At 64.8% G+C, this 19,435-nt stretch carries 14 protein-coding genes; 6 read left to right on the top strand and 8 right to left on the bottom strand.

Features of this window, described 5'->3' with window-relative positions; genetic code table 11:
- Nucleotides 1–32: 32 nt before the first annotated feature.
- The gene (locus KYN89_RS13590; protein ID WP_222825601.1) at nt 33–2,069 is read right to left on the bottom strand and encodes a 3-hydroxyacyl-CoA dehydrogenase NAD-binding domain-containing protein; all 2,037 of its coding nucleotides are present in this window, start codon (nt 2,067–2,069) and stop codon (nt 33–35) included.
- Between the two features lie 15 nt (nt 2,070–2,084).
- Nucleotides 2,085–3,317 (bottom strand): serine hydrolase domain-containing protein, encoded by a 1,233-nt coding sequence (locus KYN89_RS13585; RefSeq protein ID WP_222825600.1) that lies wholly within the window; start codon nt 3,315–3,317, stop codon nt 2,085–2,087.
- Between the two features lie 203 nt (nt 3,318–3,520).
- Here KYN89_RS13585 and KYN89_RS13580 point away from each other — a divergent pair, with 203 nt between their 5' ends.
- The 3 genes from KYN89_RS13580 (at nt 3,521) to KYN89_RS13570 (ending at nt 7,746) form a co-directional block, all read left to right on the top strand.
- Nucleotides 3,521–4,699, top strand: a complete 1,179-nt coding sequence (locus KYN89_RS13580; protein ID WP_222825599.1) for an acetyl-CoA C-acyltransferase — start codon at nt 3,521–3,523, stop codon at nt 4,697–4,699.
- On the top strand, nt 4,699–6,450 hold the full coding sequence (locus KYN89_RS13575; protein ID WP_222825598.1) for a class I adenylate-forming enzyme family protein: 1,752 nt from the start codon (nt 4,699–4,701) through the stop codon (nt 6,448–6,450). The genes KYN89_RS13580 and KYN89_RS13575 overlap by 1 nt, the downstream gene beginning before the upstream one ends.
- Before the next feature lie 63 nt (nt 6,451–6,513).
- Nucleotides 6,514–7,746 carry a TetR/AcrR family transcriptional regulator gene (locus KYN89_RS13570; RefSeq protein WP_222825597.1) on the top strand — a complete coding sequence of 411 codons (1,233 nt, stop codon included), beginning with the start codon at nt 6,514–6,516 and terminating at the stop codon, nt 7,744–7,746.
- A gap of 11 nt (nt 7,747–7,757) precedes the next feature.
- On the opposite strand, the gene KYN89_RS13565 is transcribed toward KYN89_RS13570, so the two are convergent.
- From KYN89_RS13565 to KYN89_RS13540, 6 genes are read right to left on the bottom strand one after another with little or no spacing between them, the layout of a single operon-like run.
- Nucleotides 7,758–9,071 (bottom strand): MFS transporter, encoded by a 1,314-nt coding sequence (locus KYN89_RS13565; protein ID WP_222825596.1) that lies wholly within the window; start codon nt 9,069–9,071, stop codon nt 7,758–7,760.
- A 4-nt stretch (nt 9,072–9,075) separates the two neighbouring features.
- Nucleotides 9,076–10,146 (bottom strand): acyl-CoA dehydrogenase family protein, encoded by a 1,071-nt coding sequence (locus tag KYN89_RS13560; RefSeq protein ID WP_222825595.1) that lies wholly within the window; start codon nt 10,144–10,146, stop codon nt 9,076–9,078.
- 32 nt (nt 10,147–10,178) lie between these two features.
- Complete coding sequence (locus KYN89_RS13555) at nt 10,179–11,387, bottom strand: acyl-CoA dehydrogenase family protein (protein ID WP_222825594.1); 1,209 nt, start codon at nt 11,385–11,387, stop codon at nt 10,179–10,181.
- A 48-nt stretch (nt 11,388–11,435) separates the two neighbouring features.
- Entirely contained in the window at nt 11,436–12,911 is a 1,476-nt protein-coding gene (locus tag KYN89_RS13550) for an MFS transporter (RefSeq protein WP_222825593.1), read from the bottom strand.
- Nucleotides 12,912–12,924: 13 nt separating this feature from the next.
- Entirely contained in the window at nt 12,925–14,430 is a 1,506-nt protein-coding gene (locus KYN89_RS13545; RefSeq protein WP_222825592.1) for an MFS transporter, read from the bottom strand.
- Between the two features lie 4 nt (nt 14,431–14,434).
- Complete coding sequence (locus tag KYN89_RS13540; RefSeq protein ID WP_222825591.1) at nt 14,435–15,730, bottom strand: acyl-CoA dehydrogenase family protein; 1,296 nt, start codon at nt 15,728–15,730, stop codon at nt 14,435–14,437.
- Between the two features lie 268 nt (nt 15,731–15,998).
- Here KYN89_RS13540 and KYN89_RS13535 point away from each other — a divergent pair, with 268 nt between their 5' ends.
- From KYN89_RS13535 to KYN89_RS13525, 3 genes are read left to right on the top strand one after another with little or no spacing between them, the layout of a single operon-like run.
- Nucleotides 15,999–17,624 (top strand): FMN-binding glutamate synthase family protein, encoded by a 1,626-nt coding sequence (locus KYN89_RS13535; RefSeq protein ID WP_222825590.1) that lies wholly within the window; start codon nt 15,999–16,001, stop codon nt 17,622–17,624.
- Between the two features lie 7 nt (nt 17,625–17,631).
- Nucleotides 17,632–18,591, top strand: coding sequence for a mechanosensitive ion channel family protein (locus KYN89_RS13530; protein ID WP_248285292.1), 960 nt, complete (start codon nt 17,632–17,634; stop codon nt 18,589–18,591).
- A gap of 3 nt (nt 18,592–18,594) precedes the next feature.
- Nucleotides 18,595–19,401 (top strand): class II glutamine amidotransferase, encoded by an 807-nt coding sequence (locus tag KYN89_RS13525; protein ID WP_222825589.1) that lies wholly within the window; start codon nt 18,595–18,597, stop codon nt 19,399–19,401.
- Nucleotides 19,402–19,435 lie beyond the last annotated feature (34 nt).

Raw genomic sequence — 19,435 nt, 5'->3', positions numbered from 1 at the left:
GCCGGCCTCTTCGTGTCCGGGTGAGGCAGAGCCTAGTTGAAGCTCTCGCCTGCCTCTGCCTTCTTGCGCAGGTAATCGCTCACCGGCAGGCCGTGCTTTTCGAGGCCCGCGACCACGGTATCCAGTCCGATCGTATCGGCCCAGAACATCGGGCCGCCGGTGTAGAGCGGCCAGCCATAGCCGTTGATCCACACCACATCGATGTCGCTGGCGCGCTGCGCCATGCCTTCATCGAGGATCTTCGCGCCCTCGTTGACCATCGGGTAGAGCAGGCGTTCGCGGATCTCGTCCTTCGAGATGTCGCGCTGTTCGTTGCCTTCCTTCTCCGCGAAATCGGCGATGATCTGCTTTACCTCGTCCGACGGAGTGCGCTGGCGTGCTTCGTCGTAGTCGTAGAAGCCCTTGCCCGCCTTCTGGCCGAAGCGGCCCACCGCGCACAGCGCCTCGCGGATGGTCGTGACCTTGGTGGGGTCGCGGTGCCAGCCGATGTCGATCCCGGCGAGGTCGCCCATCTGGAACGGCCCCATCGGGAAGCCGAACTCGAGCAGCACGTCGTCGACATCCCAGTAGTTCGCGCCTTCGAGGATCAGCTGGTTCGCCTGCTCCTGCCGCTTGGAGAGCATGCGGTTGCCGATGAATCCGGGGCACACGCCCGAAACCGCCGCGACCTTGCCGATCTTCTTCGACAGCTTCATCGCGGTCGCCAGCACATCGTCGCGCGTCTTCTCGCCGCGCACCACTTCGAGCAGCTTCATGACGTTGGCGGGGCTGAAGAAGTGGAGGCCCAGAACATAGCCGGGGCGCTTGGTCGCGGTCGCGATCTCGTCGATGTTCAGATAGCTGGTGTTCGACGCGAGGATCGCGCCCTCCTTCACCACCTCGTCGAGCTTGCCGAAGACGTCCTTCTTCACGTCCATGCTCTCGTACACCGCCTCGATCACGAGGTCGCAATCCGCGAGGTCGCTATATTCGAGCGTGGGGGTGAGAAGGCCCATCGCCTGCTCGACCTGCTCGGCGGTCATCCGGCCTTTCTTCGCGGTCGCTTCGTAGTTCTTGCGCATTGTCGCGGTGCCCCGGTCGAGCGCTTCCTGCTTCATCTCGAGGATGGTGACGGGGATGCCTGCGGACAGGAAGTTCATCGCGATCCCGCCGCCCATCGTGCCCGCGCCGATGATGCCGACCTTCTTGATGTCGATCAGCGGGGTGTCGGCGGGAATGTCGTCGACCTTGTTGGCCGCACGCTCGGCAAAGAAATAGTGCCGCATCGCCTTGGACTGTGTGCCGGTCATGAGCTTCATGAACAGCTCGCGTTCCTTCTTCACGCCCTCGGCATAGGACAGCTCGCCCGCCGCCTTCACCGCTTCGATCGCCGCGTTGGGCGCGTCGAACCCGCGCATCTTGCGGCCGTTCTTGGCGCGGAATTCGTCGAAGATATCGGGGTTTTTGATCCCGTCCTGGTTGGCGTCGCCCTCGCTGGAGCGCGGCACCGGCTGGCCGATCTTCGACTTGGCAAAGGCGATGGCGTCGGCGGCAAGGCTGTCCTCGCCCACCAGCTCATCCAGCAGGCCGATTTCCTTGGCCTTCTTCGCCGAAATCGGATTGCCGATCGCGACGAGGGGCAGGGCGGCTTCCGCGCCGACCAGACGCGGCAGGCGCTGCGTGCCCGCGGCACCGGGGATCAGGCCCAGCTTCACTTCGGGCAGGCCCATCTTCGCGCTCGGCACGGCGACGCGGTAATGGCACGCCAGCGCGACTTCGCAGCCGCCGCCCAGCGCGGTCCCGTGGATCGCGGCGACCACCGGCTTGTCGCTCGCCTCCAGCTTGTCGAGCGCTTCGGGCAGGCTCGGCCCCTGCGGCGGCTTGCCGAATTCGGTGATGTCGGCGCCTGCAAAGAAGGTGCGCCCGTCGCAGCGGATGACGACCGCCTCGACGCTATCGTCGGCCAGCGCCTCGGCAATGCCCTCGGTCAATCCGGCGCGGACCGCCTGGCCCAGCGCGTTGACGGGGGGATTGTCGGAAATGATCACCAGCACGTTGTCGTGGCGTTCTGTGCGAATGGGAGAGGTCATCGTGTCGATACTCCTTCAGGCGTTCGAGTGGGTGAGGGCCGAATAGATCAGCGTCTTGAGCTGTCGGCGGATGGGAAACGTGGTGGAAGGGTAGAGCTGGGTCATGAAGACGCAGGTGATCCGCTCCACCGGATCGACGAAGAAGGCGGTCGAATAGGCGCCGCCCCAGTAGAATTCGCCCTTGCTCGCCGGGATCAGCGTGCGCGCCGGGTCGGTGACCACCGCAAAGCCCAGACCGAAGCCGGTGCCCGCATTGTTCGCCTCGCTGAACAGGCTCTGGCTCATCTGCGTCAGGTCGACCCCGCCCGGCAGGTGGTTCGCGATCATCAGGTCGAGCGTCTTGGGCGAAACGATCTGCCCGCCCTGACAGGCTCCCCGGTTGACCAGCATCGTGCAGAAGCGGTCGTAATCCGCAAGGGTAGAGATCAGCCCGCCGCCGCCCGAATGGAAGCTGGCCGGTTCCATCAAACGCGATTCCGCACCCTTGTCGATCAGCCGCGCGGGCTTGCCGGGGCGGTAGGCATAGGCATCGGTCAGGCGATCCTGCTTGGCCGGGTCGATGTCGAACCCGGTATCCTCCATGCCCAGCGGGGCGAAGATGTGTTCGCGGAAGTAATCGCCCAGCCTCATGCCGGAAATGCGTTCGACGCAAACGCCGAGCACGTCGGTCGAGACCGAATAGTTCCACTGCGTGCCCGGCTCGAACTCGAGCGGGATAGCCGCCAGCGTGGCGATATATTCGTCCGACGTGATCGCGCCGCGCGACAGGTCGAGCCGGGCCTTGCGATAGGCCCCGTCCACGCTGGTGCGGTTCTGGAAGCCGTAGGTCAGGCCCGACATGTGCGACAGCAGATCGACGAAGCGCATTGGCCGGCCGGCCTTTGTCGGCGCGAAGGGCAGGTCGCCCCCGCCGCCCGCGTAGGCCCCCAGGTCTTCGAATTCGGGCAGGACTCGCGATACCGGATCTTCCAGAGCGACCTTGCACTGCTCGACCAGCTGCATGAACGCGATCGAGGTGACCGGCTTGGTCATGCTGGCGATGCGGAACAGCGCATCCTCGCGCATCGGCGTGCCGTCGTCGCGCAAGGTGCCGCCGTGGTAGTAGTGCACGGGCTGCCCGTCGCGCGAGACCAGCAGCTGCATCATGGCGAGCCGCCCGGTTTCGAGGTAGGTCTCGTCCAGAAAACGGTCGATCCGCTGCAGTCTTTCGCTGTCGAAACCCCGGTCTTCCGGATTGCCCAGCTTCATCCCATGCTCTCCTTTGCTGGCCGGTCCATTTAGGCCGTACCTGATCTTTATCGGTGCCGGGGTAACGGATTTTGCGGCGATGTGAAGGCTCATACCCCTCTTTCAGAAAAATTCATGTAGTCCTTGCCTGCCATCGGGTGAAGGGGCAAGATCGGACCCAAGCCGACACGAATCGGCGCGAGGGAAAAGGAATGTCTGGGAAAATGCGCGACGCCGTTATCGTGTCCACCGCCCGTACCCCGCTTGCGAAATCGATCCGCGGGGCCTTCAACGCTACCCACCCCGTGCAGCTGGGGGCATGGTCGGTCGAGGCCGCGGTCCAGCGGGCCGGGCTCGATGGCGGGGAGATCGAGGACGTCATCTTCGGCGCCGCCAGCCAGGGCGGGGCCCAAGGGTTCAACATCGGTCGGCAGATCGCATTGCGTGCGGGCCTCCCGGTCGATGTCGCAGGGATGACCATCGACCGGCAGTGTTCCAGCGGGCTGATGGCAATCGCCACCGCCGCCAAGCAGATCATCGTCGACCGAATGGATATCTGCGTGGCGGGCGGCGTGGAATCGATCACCGCGATCCGCAACAACACGGCCAAGCCGCATCGCGACGAAGAGCTGCTGAAGATGCATCCCGATATCTTCATGCCGATGATCGGCACCGCCGAAGTCGTCGCCAAGCGCTACGGCATCAGCCGCGATGATCAGGACGCCTACTCGCTCCAGTCGCAGCAGCGGACCGCCGCCGCGCAGGAGAGCGGCAAGCTGGCCGACGAGATCATCGAGGTCACCACCGTGATGGACGTGAAGGACCGCGAGAGCGGCGAGGTCTCGCAACGGAACGTCACCATCGCGATGGATGACTGCAACCGTCCGAACACCACGCTCGAAGGGCTGGCGAAACTCGATCCGGTGATGGGCGAGGGTCACACGATCACCGCAGGCAATGCGAGCCAGCTGGCCGATGGCTCGGCGGCGAGCGTGCTGATGGAGGCCGAGGTCGCCAAGGCGCGCGGGCTCACCCCGATGGGCCGCTATGTCGGCATGGCGGTCGCGGGCACCAAGCCCGACGAGATGGGCATCGGGCCGGTCTTCGCTATCCCCAAGCTGCTCGAACGGTTCGATCTGAAGATCGACGATATCGGCTTGTGGGAGCTGAACGAGGCGTTCGCGGTGCAGGTGCTCTACTGCCGCGACAAGCTGGGCATTCCGGACGACCGGCTCAACGTCAACGGCGGCTCGATCTCGATCGGTCACCCCTTCGGTATGACCGGCGCGCGCTGCGTGGGCCATGCGCTAATCGAGGGCAAGCGGCGCGGCGTTAAATATGTCGTCGTCACCATGTGCGTGGGCGGCGGAATGGGCGCGGCCGGCCTGTTCGAGGTGCTGTGATGGCAAGCACGGCTAAATCCAAGGACCTCGCCTCCGCGATCGGCTGGACCCCGCCCGAAAACTGGCCCGCGCGCAGCCGTGCCGAGTGCAAGGCGATCCTGACCGCGCCGGGCATGCGGTTCGAGATGGAGGAGGTCGACATTCGCGGCGTCCCGACCCGCGTGTGGAAGCACGCCCCGCCGAACCTGCGCGCGATCGCGCTGCTCGGTCAGACGCACGGCGAGCGCAAGTTCATGATCTACCAGGGCGAGCGGGTGACCTATGATGCATGGTTCCGCGCGGTCGCCACGCTGGCCCACGAATTCCAGTCTCTCGGTGTAGAGAAGGGCGACCGGGTCGCGCTGGCGATGCGCAATCTGCCCGAATGGCCGGTGGTGTTCTTCGCCGCGGTCACCATCGGCGCGATCTGCGTACCGCTCAATGCGTGGTGGACCGGCGGCGAGCTGGCCTACGGGCTCGCCAACTCGGGCACCAAGCTGCTGGTGTGCGATGAAGAGCGGTGGGAGCGGATTGCCGAACTGCGCGGCGAATGCCCGGCGCTGGAGACCGTGCTCGTCACCCGCCATGAGGGTGATCCGGAGGGTGCTTCGCGACTGGAAGACGTGATTGGCACGCCCCCGACCTACAAGGACCTGCCTTCCCGCGCGCTGCCCGAGATGGAGATCCTGCCCGAAGACGACGCGACGATCTTCTACACCAGCGGCACCACCGGCAAGCCCAAGGGCGCGCTGGGCACGCATCGCAACCTGTGCACCAACATCATGTCGAGCGGGTTCGGTGCCGCCTGCGCGGTGTTGCGCCGGGGCGAAGAAATCCCTGCACCGCAGCCCAAGACGACGCTCACCGTCATTCCGCTGTTCCACGTCACCGCGTGCTCCGCCGGACTGATGGGCTCGATCGCTGCGGGCAATACGCTGATCTTCATGTATCGCTGGGACCCGGTCGAAGCCTTCCAGATCATCGAGCGCGAGAAGGTCAATTCCACCGGCGGGGTGCCGACCATTGCCTGGCAATTGCTCGAACATCCCGAACGCAAGAACTACGACCTCTCCAGCATAGAGGCGATTGCGTACGGCGGCGCGCCCGCCGCGCCCGAACTGGTCCGCCGGATCCGCGAGGAATTCGGCGCGCTGCCCGGCAATGGCTGGGGGATGACGGAGACGATGGCGACGGTAACCGGCCATTCGAGCGAGGATTACCTCAACCGCCCCGACAGCTGCGGCCCTCCCGTGGCGGTCGCCGACCTCAAGATCATGAGCGAGGATGGCACGCGCGAATTGCCGACCGGCGAGATCGGCGAGTTGTGGGCACGCGGGCCGATGGTCGTGAAAGGCTACTGGAACAACCCCGAAGCCACCGCCGAGACCTTCATCGACGGCTGGGTGCGCACCGGCGACCTCGCGCGGCTGGACGAGGAAGGGTGGTGCTACATCGCCGACCGCGCGAAGGACATGATCATCCGCGGGGGTGAGAACATCTATTCGTCCGAGGTCGAGAACGTGCTTTACGATCACCCGGCGGTGACCGATGCCGCGCTGGTCGGCATCCCGCACCAGCAGCTGGGCGAGGAACCTGCCGCAGTGGTCCACCTTGCGCCGGGGACTAGCGCGAGCGAGGCCGAATTGCAGGAATGGGTCGCGGCCCGGCTGGCCAAGTTCAAGGTGCCGGTGAAAATAGCCTTTTCAAACGAGACCTTGCCACGCAATGCCAATGGCAAGATCCTGAAAAAGGAGCTTTCGAGCTTCTTCTGAAGCCTGCTACCGGGCGCTTGAAACGCGAGTGTACGGGGTGGGGAATGATGCTGGGGGAAGCGGATGGCGAATAAGCCTGACGTCACGAAGAAGTTTGGCGAAAAACGCACCGCCATCGTGCGCGCCGCATCGGTGCTGATCAACGAAACCGGCGTTCAGGCGACCACGCTCACCAAGGTGGCGCGCGCGATCGGGCTGAACGCGACCAGCGTCACCTATTATTTCCCGCGCAAGGACCAGCTGATCGTCTCGGTCTATGCCGAAACCATCGCGCTGCTGAAGGAGATGGCGGAGGAGGCGCTGGCCGAAGATACGCTTGAAAAGCGTATCGCCAGGTTCGTCCAGCTGCACGTCGCGCTGCGCGACCGCATTCGGCGGGGCGAGCAGGGGCTGATGGCCGCGCTGTCCGAAATCCGCTCGCTCGATCAGGAACAGCAGGACGAACTGCTGTTCGCCTACCGCGAGGTGGTCAACGACGTGCGCGCCTTCTTCGGCGAGCCTGCGGACGAGAAGCAGCGCGCGCTCTTCTCCGCCCGGGCGCACATCCTGATCGAGGCGATGCTGTGGTGGCCGGTGTGGTCGCGGCGCTATTCGGTACTCGATTTCCCGCGGGTCGAGACCAAGATCGTGGATATCCTGTGCTTCGGCATCCCCGCGCAGCGTGGCGAGTGGAACCCGGTGGCCCTCGAAGATGACGGCTGGCGCGTTCGCGAGGATCGTCCGCTGCAGCAGAACGACGAGTTCCTGCGCGCGGCCACGGTGATGATCAACGAACGCGGCTATCGCGGGGCGTCGGTCAACCGCATTGCCGAAGCGCTCAACGTGACCAAGGGCAGCTTCTACCACCACCACGATGCCAAGGACGATCTGGTGCTGAAGTGCTTCCAGCGCAGCTATGATCGCCTGTCGAAGGTGCAGATGGCGGGGTACGATCTGGAAGGATCGTACTGGACGCGCCTGTCGAGCATTCTGAACGAGCTGCTGCAATTGCAGTTCTTCGATTCCATGCCGCTGCTGCGCACCACCGCACTGCAGGCGCTCGACAGCGAGACCAAGGTGGACGTCGTGATGCGCTCCAACCGCCTCGCACGGCGTTTCGCAGGCTTTCTGATCGACGGGTTCGCCGACGGGTCGGTGCGGGCGATCGATCCGCTGGTCGCCAGCCAGATCATCATGTCCACGCTCAACGGTGCCTACGAGGCGCGGCGCTGGGCGGGCCGGTTCGACGATCAGGAAGATGCGGTCGAAACCTATCTCTCGGTGCTGAGCGAAGGGATGCTGGCGGACCGCAGCTAGCGGCCCGTTCGCTAGATTGCCGCCGACCGGTGACGCGGCTCGCGCACCTTGACGATCAGCAGCAGCAGCGCCGCGATCTGCGCCGCAAGCACGATGAAGAACAGCGGCTGGAACCCGCTGACCGCCACCAGCAGGCCGGCAATCACCGGACCGCTCGCCGCGATCGCCCCTTCCAGCGTGGTCACGAAGGCGAGCCGCATCGGCGTGTCCTGCGGCTCCCCGAATTCGAGCACCATCGTGGTCGAGGCGAGCATCCAGCCCGATCCGCCCACGCCCAGCAGCACGAAGGCGGCGTAGATCGGCACGGCGGTGCTGCCGAGGATCAGCAGCGTGACCCCGGAGACCGAACTGCACAGCGCCAGCACGTAGATGATCTTGAAGCCGAAGCGGTCACCCAGCGGCCCCCACAACACGTTGGAGAGCGTGTCCGACCCGAGGAACACGAAGCTGAGGCCACCGATCAGCGCCCCGTCGAGGCCCAGCTGCGTGCCCGCATAGATCGTCCAGAACGGCGCGCCCACGCGGGCCATGGTCGAAAAGCTCTGAACGCCAAGAAACCACGCGAAATCGCGATCCTGCAATAGCTCCGGAAACTGGCGGATGCGCTGCATCATCGGCATCTGCGGGCGGCTGACGGGCGCGGCAGGCTCGCGGATCATGGTCTTGAGCACGACCAGCCCGGCGCTGGTCAGCAGAAAGGCGAACAGGAAGGTGGTGGCGTAGCCGTTGCCCAGCCATTTGTCCGCGATGAGGTAGTTGCCCGCCGCCCATGCGAGCAGCGCGGCGATCAGTCCGCCAGCGAAATTGCGATAGCCCTGCAACCGCCCGCGTTTGCGGATCGGGATCAGCTTGCTCATCAGCATCTGGAACGCGACCCGCTGCGCGCCGGTGAAGAAGCCCAGCAGCACGAAGCAGGCGAAGGTCGCGACCAGCAGGACGTTGCCGATGAGGAAATAGCCGGTCAGCGCCAGCCCGAGGATCATCAGCCGCATCATCGAGCCGACGCCGATCGCGTAGGGCAGGATGTGGCTGCGATGCTCGATCCGCGATCCGCTGGCGATGGGGCTGATCGTCGCGCCCAGTTGCAGCAGCGCGGTGCCGAGCCCGACGGCGGCGGTGCTGCCGGTAAGCAGGAGCAGGTAGGCGGGGATGATGGTGGGCGCGTAGATCAGCCGGAAGCCGGTCATCCCCAGCACGCCATGGATGAAGTTGGCGGTGTAGTTGCGCTTCAGGTTCTCATCGACGAAGCGCGCGTGTTCGGCCAGCGCGCGTCGCTGCGCGCCGGCCGTCTCGTCCAGTCCTTCGGGATCCTCCAGCGGATCCAAGGCCTCAGTAGCCGCCCAGCGTTGCGAAGCGGTTCTTGAGATAGCTGCGCGTGCCCCACGCAGCCTCCAGCACGCGCGCACGCTTGAGGTACAGGCCGATGTCGTATTCGTCGGTCATCCCGATCCCGCCGTGCAGTTGGATGCCCTCGTTGCTCATGGTGTGCATCACGCGGTTGGCCTCCGCCTTGGCAACGATTGCCGCGCGCGACACGCCTGCGCCGCTGTCGATCGCCTGCAAGCCCGCCTCGACCGCAGAGCGCATCTGCGCCAGATCGGCGAAGAGGTCCGCCATCCGGTGCTGCAGCGCCTGGAAGGAGCTGAGCACCTGATTGAACTGCACGCGCTGCTTCAGATAGGCGAGCGTCGTGTCGAACACGATCTGCGCCATGCCGAGCATTTCGGCGGCGGTTAGCACGCGCGCACGGTCCAGCACCTTGTCGAGCAGGTCGTCGCCGCCATTGGCGAGCTTGTCTGCCGCAGCGCCGTCGAAGGCGATGTCGGCATGGCTGCGCTGGTCGGTCAGGCGGCGGGTGGTGAGCGTCACGCCGTCGCCCTTTTCGACAAGGTAGAGCCCGTCGGTCGCGGCGACCACGAACAGGTCCGCCCCGTGCGCCTCGGCGACGAAGGCCTTGGCCCCGGTCAGCTTGCCGCCCGAGACGCTGGCCTCGATAGCATCGGGCGCGTGATGCGGCCCTTCGTCGATCGCAAGCGTGGCGATGGCTTCACCGCTCGCGAGCTTCGGCAACCACTTCGCCTTCTGCTCCTCGCTCCCGCCAAGGATGATCGCGCTCGCGGCGAGCGTGGTGGCGATCAGCGGGCTGGCGGTCAGCGTCTTGCCCAATTCCTCGACCACGAGGCCTACCGACATGAAGCCGAAATCCGAACCGCCGTGCTCTTCGGGAATGATGATCCCGGCCCAGCCCATCTCTGCCATCGTGGCGTAGGCCGTGCGGTCGAACGCCTCGGGCTCTCCGCTCGCGCGCACCTTGCGGAATTCGGTCACCGGGCTTTCGTTGGTCGCCCATTCGCGCGCCATGTCGCGCAGCATTTCCTGCTCTTCGTTGAGAACTGCCATGTCTTTGTTTTCCGTATCTTACAGCCGGTAGCTTACTGATGGTCGAGCATGCCGAGCACGCGCTTGGCGATGACGTTGTTCTGGATTTCGGTCGATCCGCCGTAGATCGTGGTGGCCTTGCCGTAGAGCCAGGCGCGCACGCCCTGCAGTTCGACCGGGCTGAAATTGTCGCCTTCCCAGCCGAGGCCCTGAAGGCCCATGATCTCGATCGTCAGCTCGGCGCGTTCCTGCCCCAGCTTGGTGCCGAGCTTCTTGAGCGCGGAGCTGATTTCGGAGACGCCGCCCTGCGCCTTGCTTTCCTCGACCGCGCGGCGCGCGGTATGCAGGAAGCTGGTCCAGCGGATTTCGAAATCGGCGATCCGGTCGCGCAGCACGGGGTCGGCCAGCGTGCCGTCCTTGTTGGTCCGCCCATACTTCTTCGCGATGTCCGCGAGGCTTGCGCCCGAGCGGCCGCCCGGAGCCGCGCCGGAAAGGTTGGTGCGCTCGTGCTGCAGCAGTCGCTTGCCGATGGTCCAGCCCTGGCCTTCCTCGCCGACGAGGTTTTCCTTGGGCACCTTCACATCGGTGAAGAAGGTTTCGCAGAACGGGCTGGTGCCGCTGATCATGGTGATCGGGCGCACTTCCACTCCCGGCGAATCCATGTCGATCAGCAGGAAGGAAATGCCCTTGTGCTTGTCGCTGCGATCAGTGCGGACGATGGCGAAGCACTTGTCCGCCCACTGGCCGCCGCTGGTCCAGGTCTTCTGCCCGTTGACGAGGTAGTGGTCGCCCTTGTCCTCCGCCATGGTTTGCAGGTTCGCGAGGTCGGATCCGGCATTGGGTTCGGAATAGCCCTGGCACCAGCGGATCTCGCCGCGACAGATCGGCGGGATATGCTCCTGCTTCTGCGCCTCGCTGCCATATTCGAGCAGGGTGGGGCCGAACATCATCACGCCCATCCCGCCAATCGGGTTGTAGGCACCCGCGCGCGCAAGCTCCTCGTTGAGGATCGCCGCCTGCTTGCGGTTCAGCCCGCCGCCGCCGTATTCCTTGGGCCAAGTGGGCGTGCCCCAGCCGCGCTCGCCCATCGCCTCACGCCAGGCCTTCTGCGCCGGGGTTTCCTTCGCGCTGCCTTCTGCCCCCGCCATGGACAGGCCCTTGCCCTTCAGCTCGGCGGGGAAATTTTCGGCAATGAACTGTCGCACTTCCTCGCGGAATACGTCGACGCTGTCGCGCGCCTCGGGTTCAAGCTGGGTGGCCATGTTTGCTCCTTGGTCGGTCGATTGTTTGTAAGAGAGTGGCGAGGGCGGCTATTCCGCCGGTTCGGGAACCTCGTCTGCGTTCACCGCGCTCGCGCGGTCGCGCCGGGCAAGCTCTTCCACGTTCGCTTCGTGGCTTGCGCGGTCGATCCGGTAGGCGAACAGGAAGCCCGCGCCGCCGATGTAGAGAACGATCAGCGTGGGCACGTAGACCAGCGCCAGCATCCGCGGAATTTCAGGGTCGATCGTGCGCGGGTCCGAACCCGGCACGATCCCGACGAAGGCGACCAGCAGCCCAGCGGCAAAGACGCCGAGGCCGGAGGTGGACTTCTGCATCAGCGTGTTCGCGGCGTAGAACAGCCCTTCGGAGCGGCGCCCGGTGCGCAGCTGGCTTTCCTCCACGATGTCGCCGATCATCGCGTGGGTCAGCACGGCGGAGGATACCCCGCACAGCTGGAACAGCATGGAGAACAGGAACACCGTGGGCACGAGGCGCGGATCGCCGTTCTCGAACATCATGCCGCCCAGCCGCAGCAGGTAGGGTGCGCTGGCGAAGATCACCGCGACGATCGCGAGCACGAAGGCGGCATTGCGCTTGCCCAGCCGCTTAGACACCAGCGGGGCGAAGAACAGCGCGAGGAACGCGCCCGCCAGTGCGTCCACCGTCAGCACCGCCAGCTGGGCCGAGTTGAAGCCCCAGAAATAGGTGCCGAAATAGATGTTCAGCGCAGAGGTCATCCCGACCGAGGTGTATTTGAGCACCCCGAAGGAGAGGATCGCGAGGAAGCCCTTGTTCGAGAAGGTCCGCCCCATCTGGCCCAGCGTCTTCACCGCGCCGATCTTCTCGGGCGCAGGCGGCATCTTGAAATACTTGATCCGGTGCAGCGTGCCGAAGCTCGACAGCAGGATCGCGCCCAGCATCAGCGCGGCCCCGACGATGGCGAAGGTCTCGTACCCGGCGGGGTTCAACTGGCCGACCGGGTATTCCTCGGTCGGCGCGAGGAACACCAGCAACGTCAGGAACGCCATGCCGACGCCGCCCAGATAGGCGAAGAAATAGCGGTAGCTGGCGATCGAGGTGCGCTCGTCGTAATTGCTGGTCAGCTCGGGCGCGAGGGCGGAACTGGGAATTTCGTAGAAGGTGATGAAGGTGCGCACGCAGCAGCCGACCACCAGAATGTACCAGAAGATCTGGCTGTCGCTCATGCCCGAGGGCGGGAAGAACAGCAGCAGCAGGCTGGCGGACGCGGGCAGGGCGGATGCGAACATCAGCGGATGGCGCCGCCCCAGCCGGGTGCGGAGCGAATCCGACCACTGGCCCACGATCGGGTCGGAGATCGCATCGACCACCAGCGCCACCAGGATCGCGAAGGAGACGAGCTCTGCCCGCACCCCGACGACCTGGTTGTAGTAGAGCAGCAGGAACGAGCGGAAAGCGACGTCCTTGATGCCGTAGCCGATCGAGCCGGTGCCGTAGAGCAGCCTGGTGAAGAAGCCGAGCTTCGGGGCGGTAGGGTCGGTTACCATGGCGTAATCCTTCCTATCTTGCCGGGGAGCCGAAGGAGCCGTCGCGGATCTGCTGTTCGCGCGCCTGTGCCTCGCGCGCCTTCAGCCGCTCGACATTCTCGCGGTGGCCTTCTTCGGTGATGGGGTAGAAGAGGAGGAACAACGCGCCGATCACCCACAGGCCCAGCGAGGCGGGCACGTAGTGGGCGATCAGGCTGTCCTCCATCGCGGGGGTGATCTGCGAGACATCGGCCTTGGCCGGGAAGTCCGACAGTTCTAGCACGATCCCTGCGACCATGATCCCGAGCCCGGCCGAACATTGCTGCATGAAGCTGGACGCGGCGAAGAACACGCCCGCCGTATGCTGTCCGGTGCGCACCGCGTGGTCTTCCACCACGTCCGCCAGCATGGACGAGGTGTTGATCAGCGAGATCGCGATCATCGCTCCGTAGACCGCGCCGATCGTGAACAGCGTGGGCAGCAGGCGCGGGTCGCCGGGCAGGAAGAAGGCGTCGAGCAGCGTCAGCAGCAGCGGCGAGATGCCCAGCGTGATGCCGACGATCGCCATGAACATCGATGTGTTGCGCTTGCCCAGCCAGCGCGAGAAGCGCGGCGCGAGCGGAGCGGCGAGGACGGCGGCGATCAGGCTGTCGAAGGTCAGCAGCGCCAGCTGATCCGCCTCCAGCTTGAAGACATAGGTGCTGAAATAGACCGTGGTCGCGGCGTACAGGCCGATCGCGGTATATTTGAACACGCCGAAGCCGAAGATCGCGAGGAATCCGCGGTTGCGGAACGCCTGCCACATCTCCTTGAAGTGCGAGGCGGGGGTGGCCCCTTCGCCCGGCTCGTCCCGCTGGCGCAGGTAGGGCACACGGCTCAGCGTGCCCCAGCCGCAGACCAGAATCGCGATGAAGATCAGCGCCCCGCCGAGCCACGCGAACTTGACGTAGCCCTCCGGGTTCAGCTGCCCGCGCGAAATCTCCGGCGTGGCGACGAAGAACACCGCGAGCGAGAAGGCGGCGAAGCCGAAAGTGCCGAGATAGCCGAAGAAATAGCGCAGGCCGAACAGCCCCGTGCGCTCCGAATAATTGTCCGTCAGCTCCGCCGCCATCGCGCTGGTCGGGATCTCGAACGCGCTGATCGACATGCGGGTGAGCGAGGCGAGGGCGAAGATCCAGAACCCCATCTGCATGTCGCTGAGCCCGGCCGGCGGGAACCACGACAGCACGAAGAAGGCCGCCGTCGGCAGCGCGGAGCCGAAGATGAAGGGATGACGCCGCCCGATGCGCGAACGCGTCATGTCGGACCAGCGGCCGATGAACGGGTCGGCAAAGGCATCGACCAGCAGCGTCAGCGCAATCGCGCCCGATACGATCGCGGCAGGCACGCCCAGCACCTGGTTGTAGAACAGCAGCAGGTAGGTCGAGAACGCGGCGTTCTTCACCCCGTTGGCGACCGCGCCGAAGCCGAAGCTGAGCCGGTGTACGCGCGTGATCGGCGGAGGTGAAGCGGGCGAGGGGGCGGGGGCGGTAGTGGCCATCGCGCTACTCCGCCGCCTCGGTAATTTCCTCGACCGGATCGTACATCTGCTCGGCGCGCGCGCGCCGCTCGATCAGCGAATAGTCGGGGAACATCGGGTCTTCGATGTCGCGGTAGGCGCGCAAGTGCTGCTTCGCGACGGTCACCTTGTGAACTTCGGTCGGCCCGTCGGCGATGCCCATCACCATCGACCCGATCAGGTTGCCCACGAACGGCATCTCGTTCGACACGCCGAGCGAGCCGTGGATGTGGATGCAGCGCTGCGCGATGTCGTGATAGACCTTCGGCATCAGCGCCTTGATCGCCGCGATGTCCTTGCGCACCTTGCGATAATCCTGGTGCTTGTCGATCATCCACGCGGTCTTCAGGACGAACAGCTTGAACTGCTCCAGCTCGATATAGCTGTCCGCAATCTGCATCTGCACGCTCTGGTAATCGGCGATCGTGCCGGTGCGCGTCTTGCGGCTGACCGCGCGGCGGCTCATCGCGTCGAGCAGGCGCTTGCAGCTGCCCACCGTGCGCATCGCGTGGTGGACGCGCCCGCCGCCCAGCCGGGTCTGCGAAATCGCAAAGGCCCCGCCGCGCTCACCCAGCAGATGATCCCCCGGGATGCGCACGTCGGTGTAGCGGATGTAGCTCTCCGAGCCGTTCTCCTGCCCGTAGACCCCGACATTGCGCAGGATTTCGACGCCCGGCGTATCGACCGGCACAATGAACATGCTCATCCGCTCGTGGCGCGGCGCATCGGGATCGGTCACTGCCATCACGATCAGGAAATCGGCCCACTTGCCGTTGGTCGAGAACCATTTTTCGCCGTTGATGACCCAGCATTCCCCGTCGAATTCCGCACTCGTCACGAAGCTGGTCGGGTCCGATCCACCCTGCGGCTCGGTCATCGAGAAGGCGGAGACGATCTCGTTCTGCAGCAGTGGCTCCAGATACCGCGTTTTCTGTTCGGGCGTACCGTAATGGGCGATGATCTCCGCATTGCCCGTATCGGGTGCCTGGCAGCCGAACACGATCGGGGCGAAGCTGGCCCCGCCGAGAATCTCGTTCATCAGGCCCAGCTTGACCTGGCCATAGCCCTGTCCGCCCAGTTCAGGGCCAAGGTGGCAGGCCCACAGGCCCTGGCGCTTCACCTCGTCCTGTAAAGGCCGAACAAGCGCGTTTCTGCGCGGATTTTTGACGTCATAGGGATGAATGCCGAGCAGGCCGAGCGGCTCGACCTTCTCGCGCACGAAGCCTTCCATCCAGTCCAGCTTCTGCTGGAATCCGGGCTCGGTCTCGAAATCCCAGGCCATCGTTTTTCTCTCCCACGCGACGCGCTTTTGCACGTTCTGGAGTCGAGCATACCTAGTTTTCAGAACGGAACAAGGGATCGCTTTACGCTGAAGCCGAAGTTCGCGTTTGGGGAGGTGGGGCAGGATGCGATCATGCCCGATGCACGGGCGGGGGCCTGGCCGATGTCCCGGGTTCGACGAGGTGAAAAAAGCCGCTTGCCCGCGCCTTTACACGGAACAGACTTCGTCCTTACGGCCTTAACAAAGATTACGGAAAAGGGCGTTTTGGATGGTGGTGCGCGGTTTGTTTGCAGACAAGGGCCTGGAGAGAAATCTGGGTTTTTGGGTCCCTCTGGTACTCACCCTCGCTCTAGTCCTTCTCGGCCTGTTTGTTCACGAAGGCTTTTTCTGGGGCCTCATCGTGGCCGCCCCGCTGCTGCTGATCGCGCTGTGGGACATGGTGCAGACCACCCATTCGTTGCGTCGCAACTACCCGCTCACCGCCCGTTTCCGCTGGCTGTTCGAGGATCTGCGACCGTTCCTGCGCAGCTATATCGTCGAAGGCCCGCTGGAAGGTCGACCATTCGACCGGGTGTCCCGCTCGCTCGTCTATGCCCGTGCCAAGAAGCAGGAAGACGCGCATCCCTTCGGGACAGAGCTGGACGTGTATTCCGAGGAATACGAGGCGCTGTGCCACTCGATCAATCCGAACCCCAAGGCACCCAAGCGCACGCGGGTGCATGTGGGGACGGACCAGTGCAGCAAGCCCTATGACGCTGCCCGCCTGAACATCAGCGCGATGAGTTTCGGCGCGCTCGGCAACCACGCGATCGAAGCGCTCAACATGGGCGCGAAGATCGGCGATTTCTATCACGACACGGGCGAGGGCGGGCTGTCCAAATACCACCTCAAGCATGGCGGCGATGTCGTGTGGGAGCTGGGCTCGGGCTATTTCGGTGCGCGCGACAAGGACGGCAATTTCGATCCCGAAAGCTTCCGCGACAAGGCGCAGCACGATGCCGTCAAGATGACCGAGATCAAGCTGAGCCAGGGCGCCAAGCCCGGCCATGGCGGACTGCTGCCCGCCGCCAAGGTGACCGACGAGATCGCCGAGACGCGGCAAGTGCCTGCGCATCAGGATTGCCTCTCGCCTCCCGGCCACTCGGCCTTCTCGACCCCGCGCGAAATGCTCGAATTCGCGGCGAAAATGCGCGAGCTTTCGGGCGGCAAGCCGGTCGGCATCAAGCTGTGCGTTGGCATGCCGCACGAGGTGTTCGCGATCTGCAAGGCGATGCTCGACAGCGGCATCACGCTCGACTTCATCGTCGTCGATGGCGGTGGCGGCGGGACGGGCGCGGCTCCGCTGGAATTGTCCGACCATGTCGGCCTGCCGCTGCGCATCGGGCTTTATTACGTGAACAACGCGCTGATCGGCACCGGCCTGAAGGACAAGATCAAACTGGCCGCGTCGGAGAAGGTGTTCTCCGGCTCGGCCATCGCGATGAACGCCGCGCTCGGCGCCAACTGGTGCAACGCGGCGCGCGCCTTCATGTTCTCGCTCGGGTGCGTGCAGTCGCTGCGCTGCCACACGGGCACCTGCCCGACGGGCGTGGCAACAAGCTCGCCCGCTCGCCAGCGCGGTCTCGTCATTCCGGAAAAGGCCCAGCGCGTGGCCAACTTCCAGTCCAAGACGCTCGACAGCCTGCAAGATATCGTGGTTGCCTGCGGGCTTGAATCGCCCGACGAGTTCACCCCGCGCCACCTGCGGCAGTGGAAGAACAATGCGCAGATGATCCCGTGGTCGCAGATCGTGCACGAGGTCGAGCCCGGCAAGCTGCTGAGCGAGCCCGACGACACGCCCTTTGCCGAATACTGGCGGATGGCGAACCCGGACACCTTCAAACCGACGCTGTGATCGCGCGATGATCACGCCGTTCCTGAACGCCAAGGCAAGTCCAACGCCCACCGCGACGCCATCACCCGCAGCGTCCGACACGCCGAAAGCGGTGGTCGAGCTGACGCACTACATCGATCCCAACCACTTGTGGGGTGCGGTGGCGCTCGGCGTCCTTTTCCTCCTCTTCGGGCTGGTCCTGACCCGACTGCTGCGCCGCGCGATCCATGCGTTGATCGATCACGATCCCAAAGAGCATCTCGACCGGATGACGCTGAGCTTCATTTCGAACCTCGCGACCTTCGTGATGTGGATCGTGCTCGCGCTGGTCTTTTGCCACGCGGTGCCCGCGCTCAACAAGCTGACGACCTCGCTGCTGGCCGGGGTCAGTATCGTCTCGGTGGTGATCGGTTTCGCCGCGCAATCGACGCTGGGCAATCTGGTGTCGGGCATCAGCCTGGTGATCTACAAGCCGTTCCGCCGCGGCGACCGGTTGCAGTTGACCACGCCGACCGGGTTGGAGACCGGCATCGTCGAGGACCTCTCGCTCGGCTACACCGTGCTCAGGACTTTCGACAACCGGCGCATCGTCCTTTCGAACGGGACCATCGCCAACCAGATCATGATCAACCTGTCCTCGGTCGATCTCAGGGTGATGATGACGCCGACAATTTCGATCGGCTACAATTCCGATATCGCGAAGGCGCGCGCGATCATCCTCGAACTGGCGCATGCGCACGACGATGTGCTGGAGGTGGTCGGTTGCCCCGTTGTGAACCTCGGTGCGTCGAGTGTGGACCTCTCGCTGCGCGCTTGGTGCGCCGATGCGCCCAGCGCCAAGGCGGTCGAATTCGACCTGCTGGAGCAGATCAAGACGCGCTTCGACGAGGCGGGGATCGAGATTCCCTATGCCTATCAGAACGTGATCGTGAGCGGTGCGATCTCCGAACAAAAGCGCGCCAGCGAAGGCGACAACGACGAGGCCTGATGCATGTGTGAACTGTTTGCGATGAGTGCCTCCGTCCCGCACACGGTGCGTTACGAACTGGACCTGTTCGCCGCCGAAGGGGGAGAGAAACATCGCAACCGCGACGGGTGGGGCATCCTCTTCGCGCAGGACCGCGACGCCTACCTGTTCCGCGAACCCGACCCGGCCACAACCAGCGAACTGAGCCGCATGGTCGTCCGCGACGCGCGGCCCTGCAAGCATCTGATGGCCCATGTCCGCAGGGCCTCTGCGGGCAAGCCTGCGCTCGCCAATACGCATCCCTTCGACCGGGTGGTGAACGGCAGGCGGAATGCCTTTGCCCATAATGGCGACCTGCCGGGGATCGAGGATCGCGAGGACGCGCGCGAGTGGATTCCCCACCGGATCGGCGACACCGATTCCGAACTGGCATTCCTGATGCTGCTCGACCGGTTGAGCCAAGCGGGCGCAAGCGATGCGGAGGCACGGCTCGACGTGTTCGCGCGTTTCGCCGCCGAAATGCGCGAACTGGGCAGTTCGAACTTCCTGTTCTTCGACGGCGAGTACCTGTTCGTCCATGCAGACCGGCGCCGCTTCGAAACCGAAGAGGGGCTGACCGAACCGCGCGAACCGGGGCTCAATATCCGCAGCTTCGACGAACGCCATCGCGGCCAGAAGTGGCAGACATCCGGCGCGACCATCGAGGAGATTTCCGGCCCGCTGCACCTCTTCGCCTCGGTGCCGCTCGATCCCGAAGGTTGGGAGCCGCTGCCGCGCGGCACGGCGATGGCACTGAAGGATGGCAAGATCGTATCACACTATGTGAGCTGACCCTCGGGCCGAGTGCACGCGCCTGACCCCGGTC

Origin of the sequence: Alteriqipengyuania abyssalis (genome assembly GCF_019857185.1) — a bacterium.
Classification (GTDB): Bacteria; Pseudomonadota; Alphaproteobacteria; order Sphingomonadales; family Sphingomonadaceae; genus Alteriqipengyuania; species Alteriqipengyuania abyssalis.
Note: the sequence above shows the minus strand (reverse complement) of the source record. Positions and strands in the feature narration are given on the sequence as shown.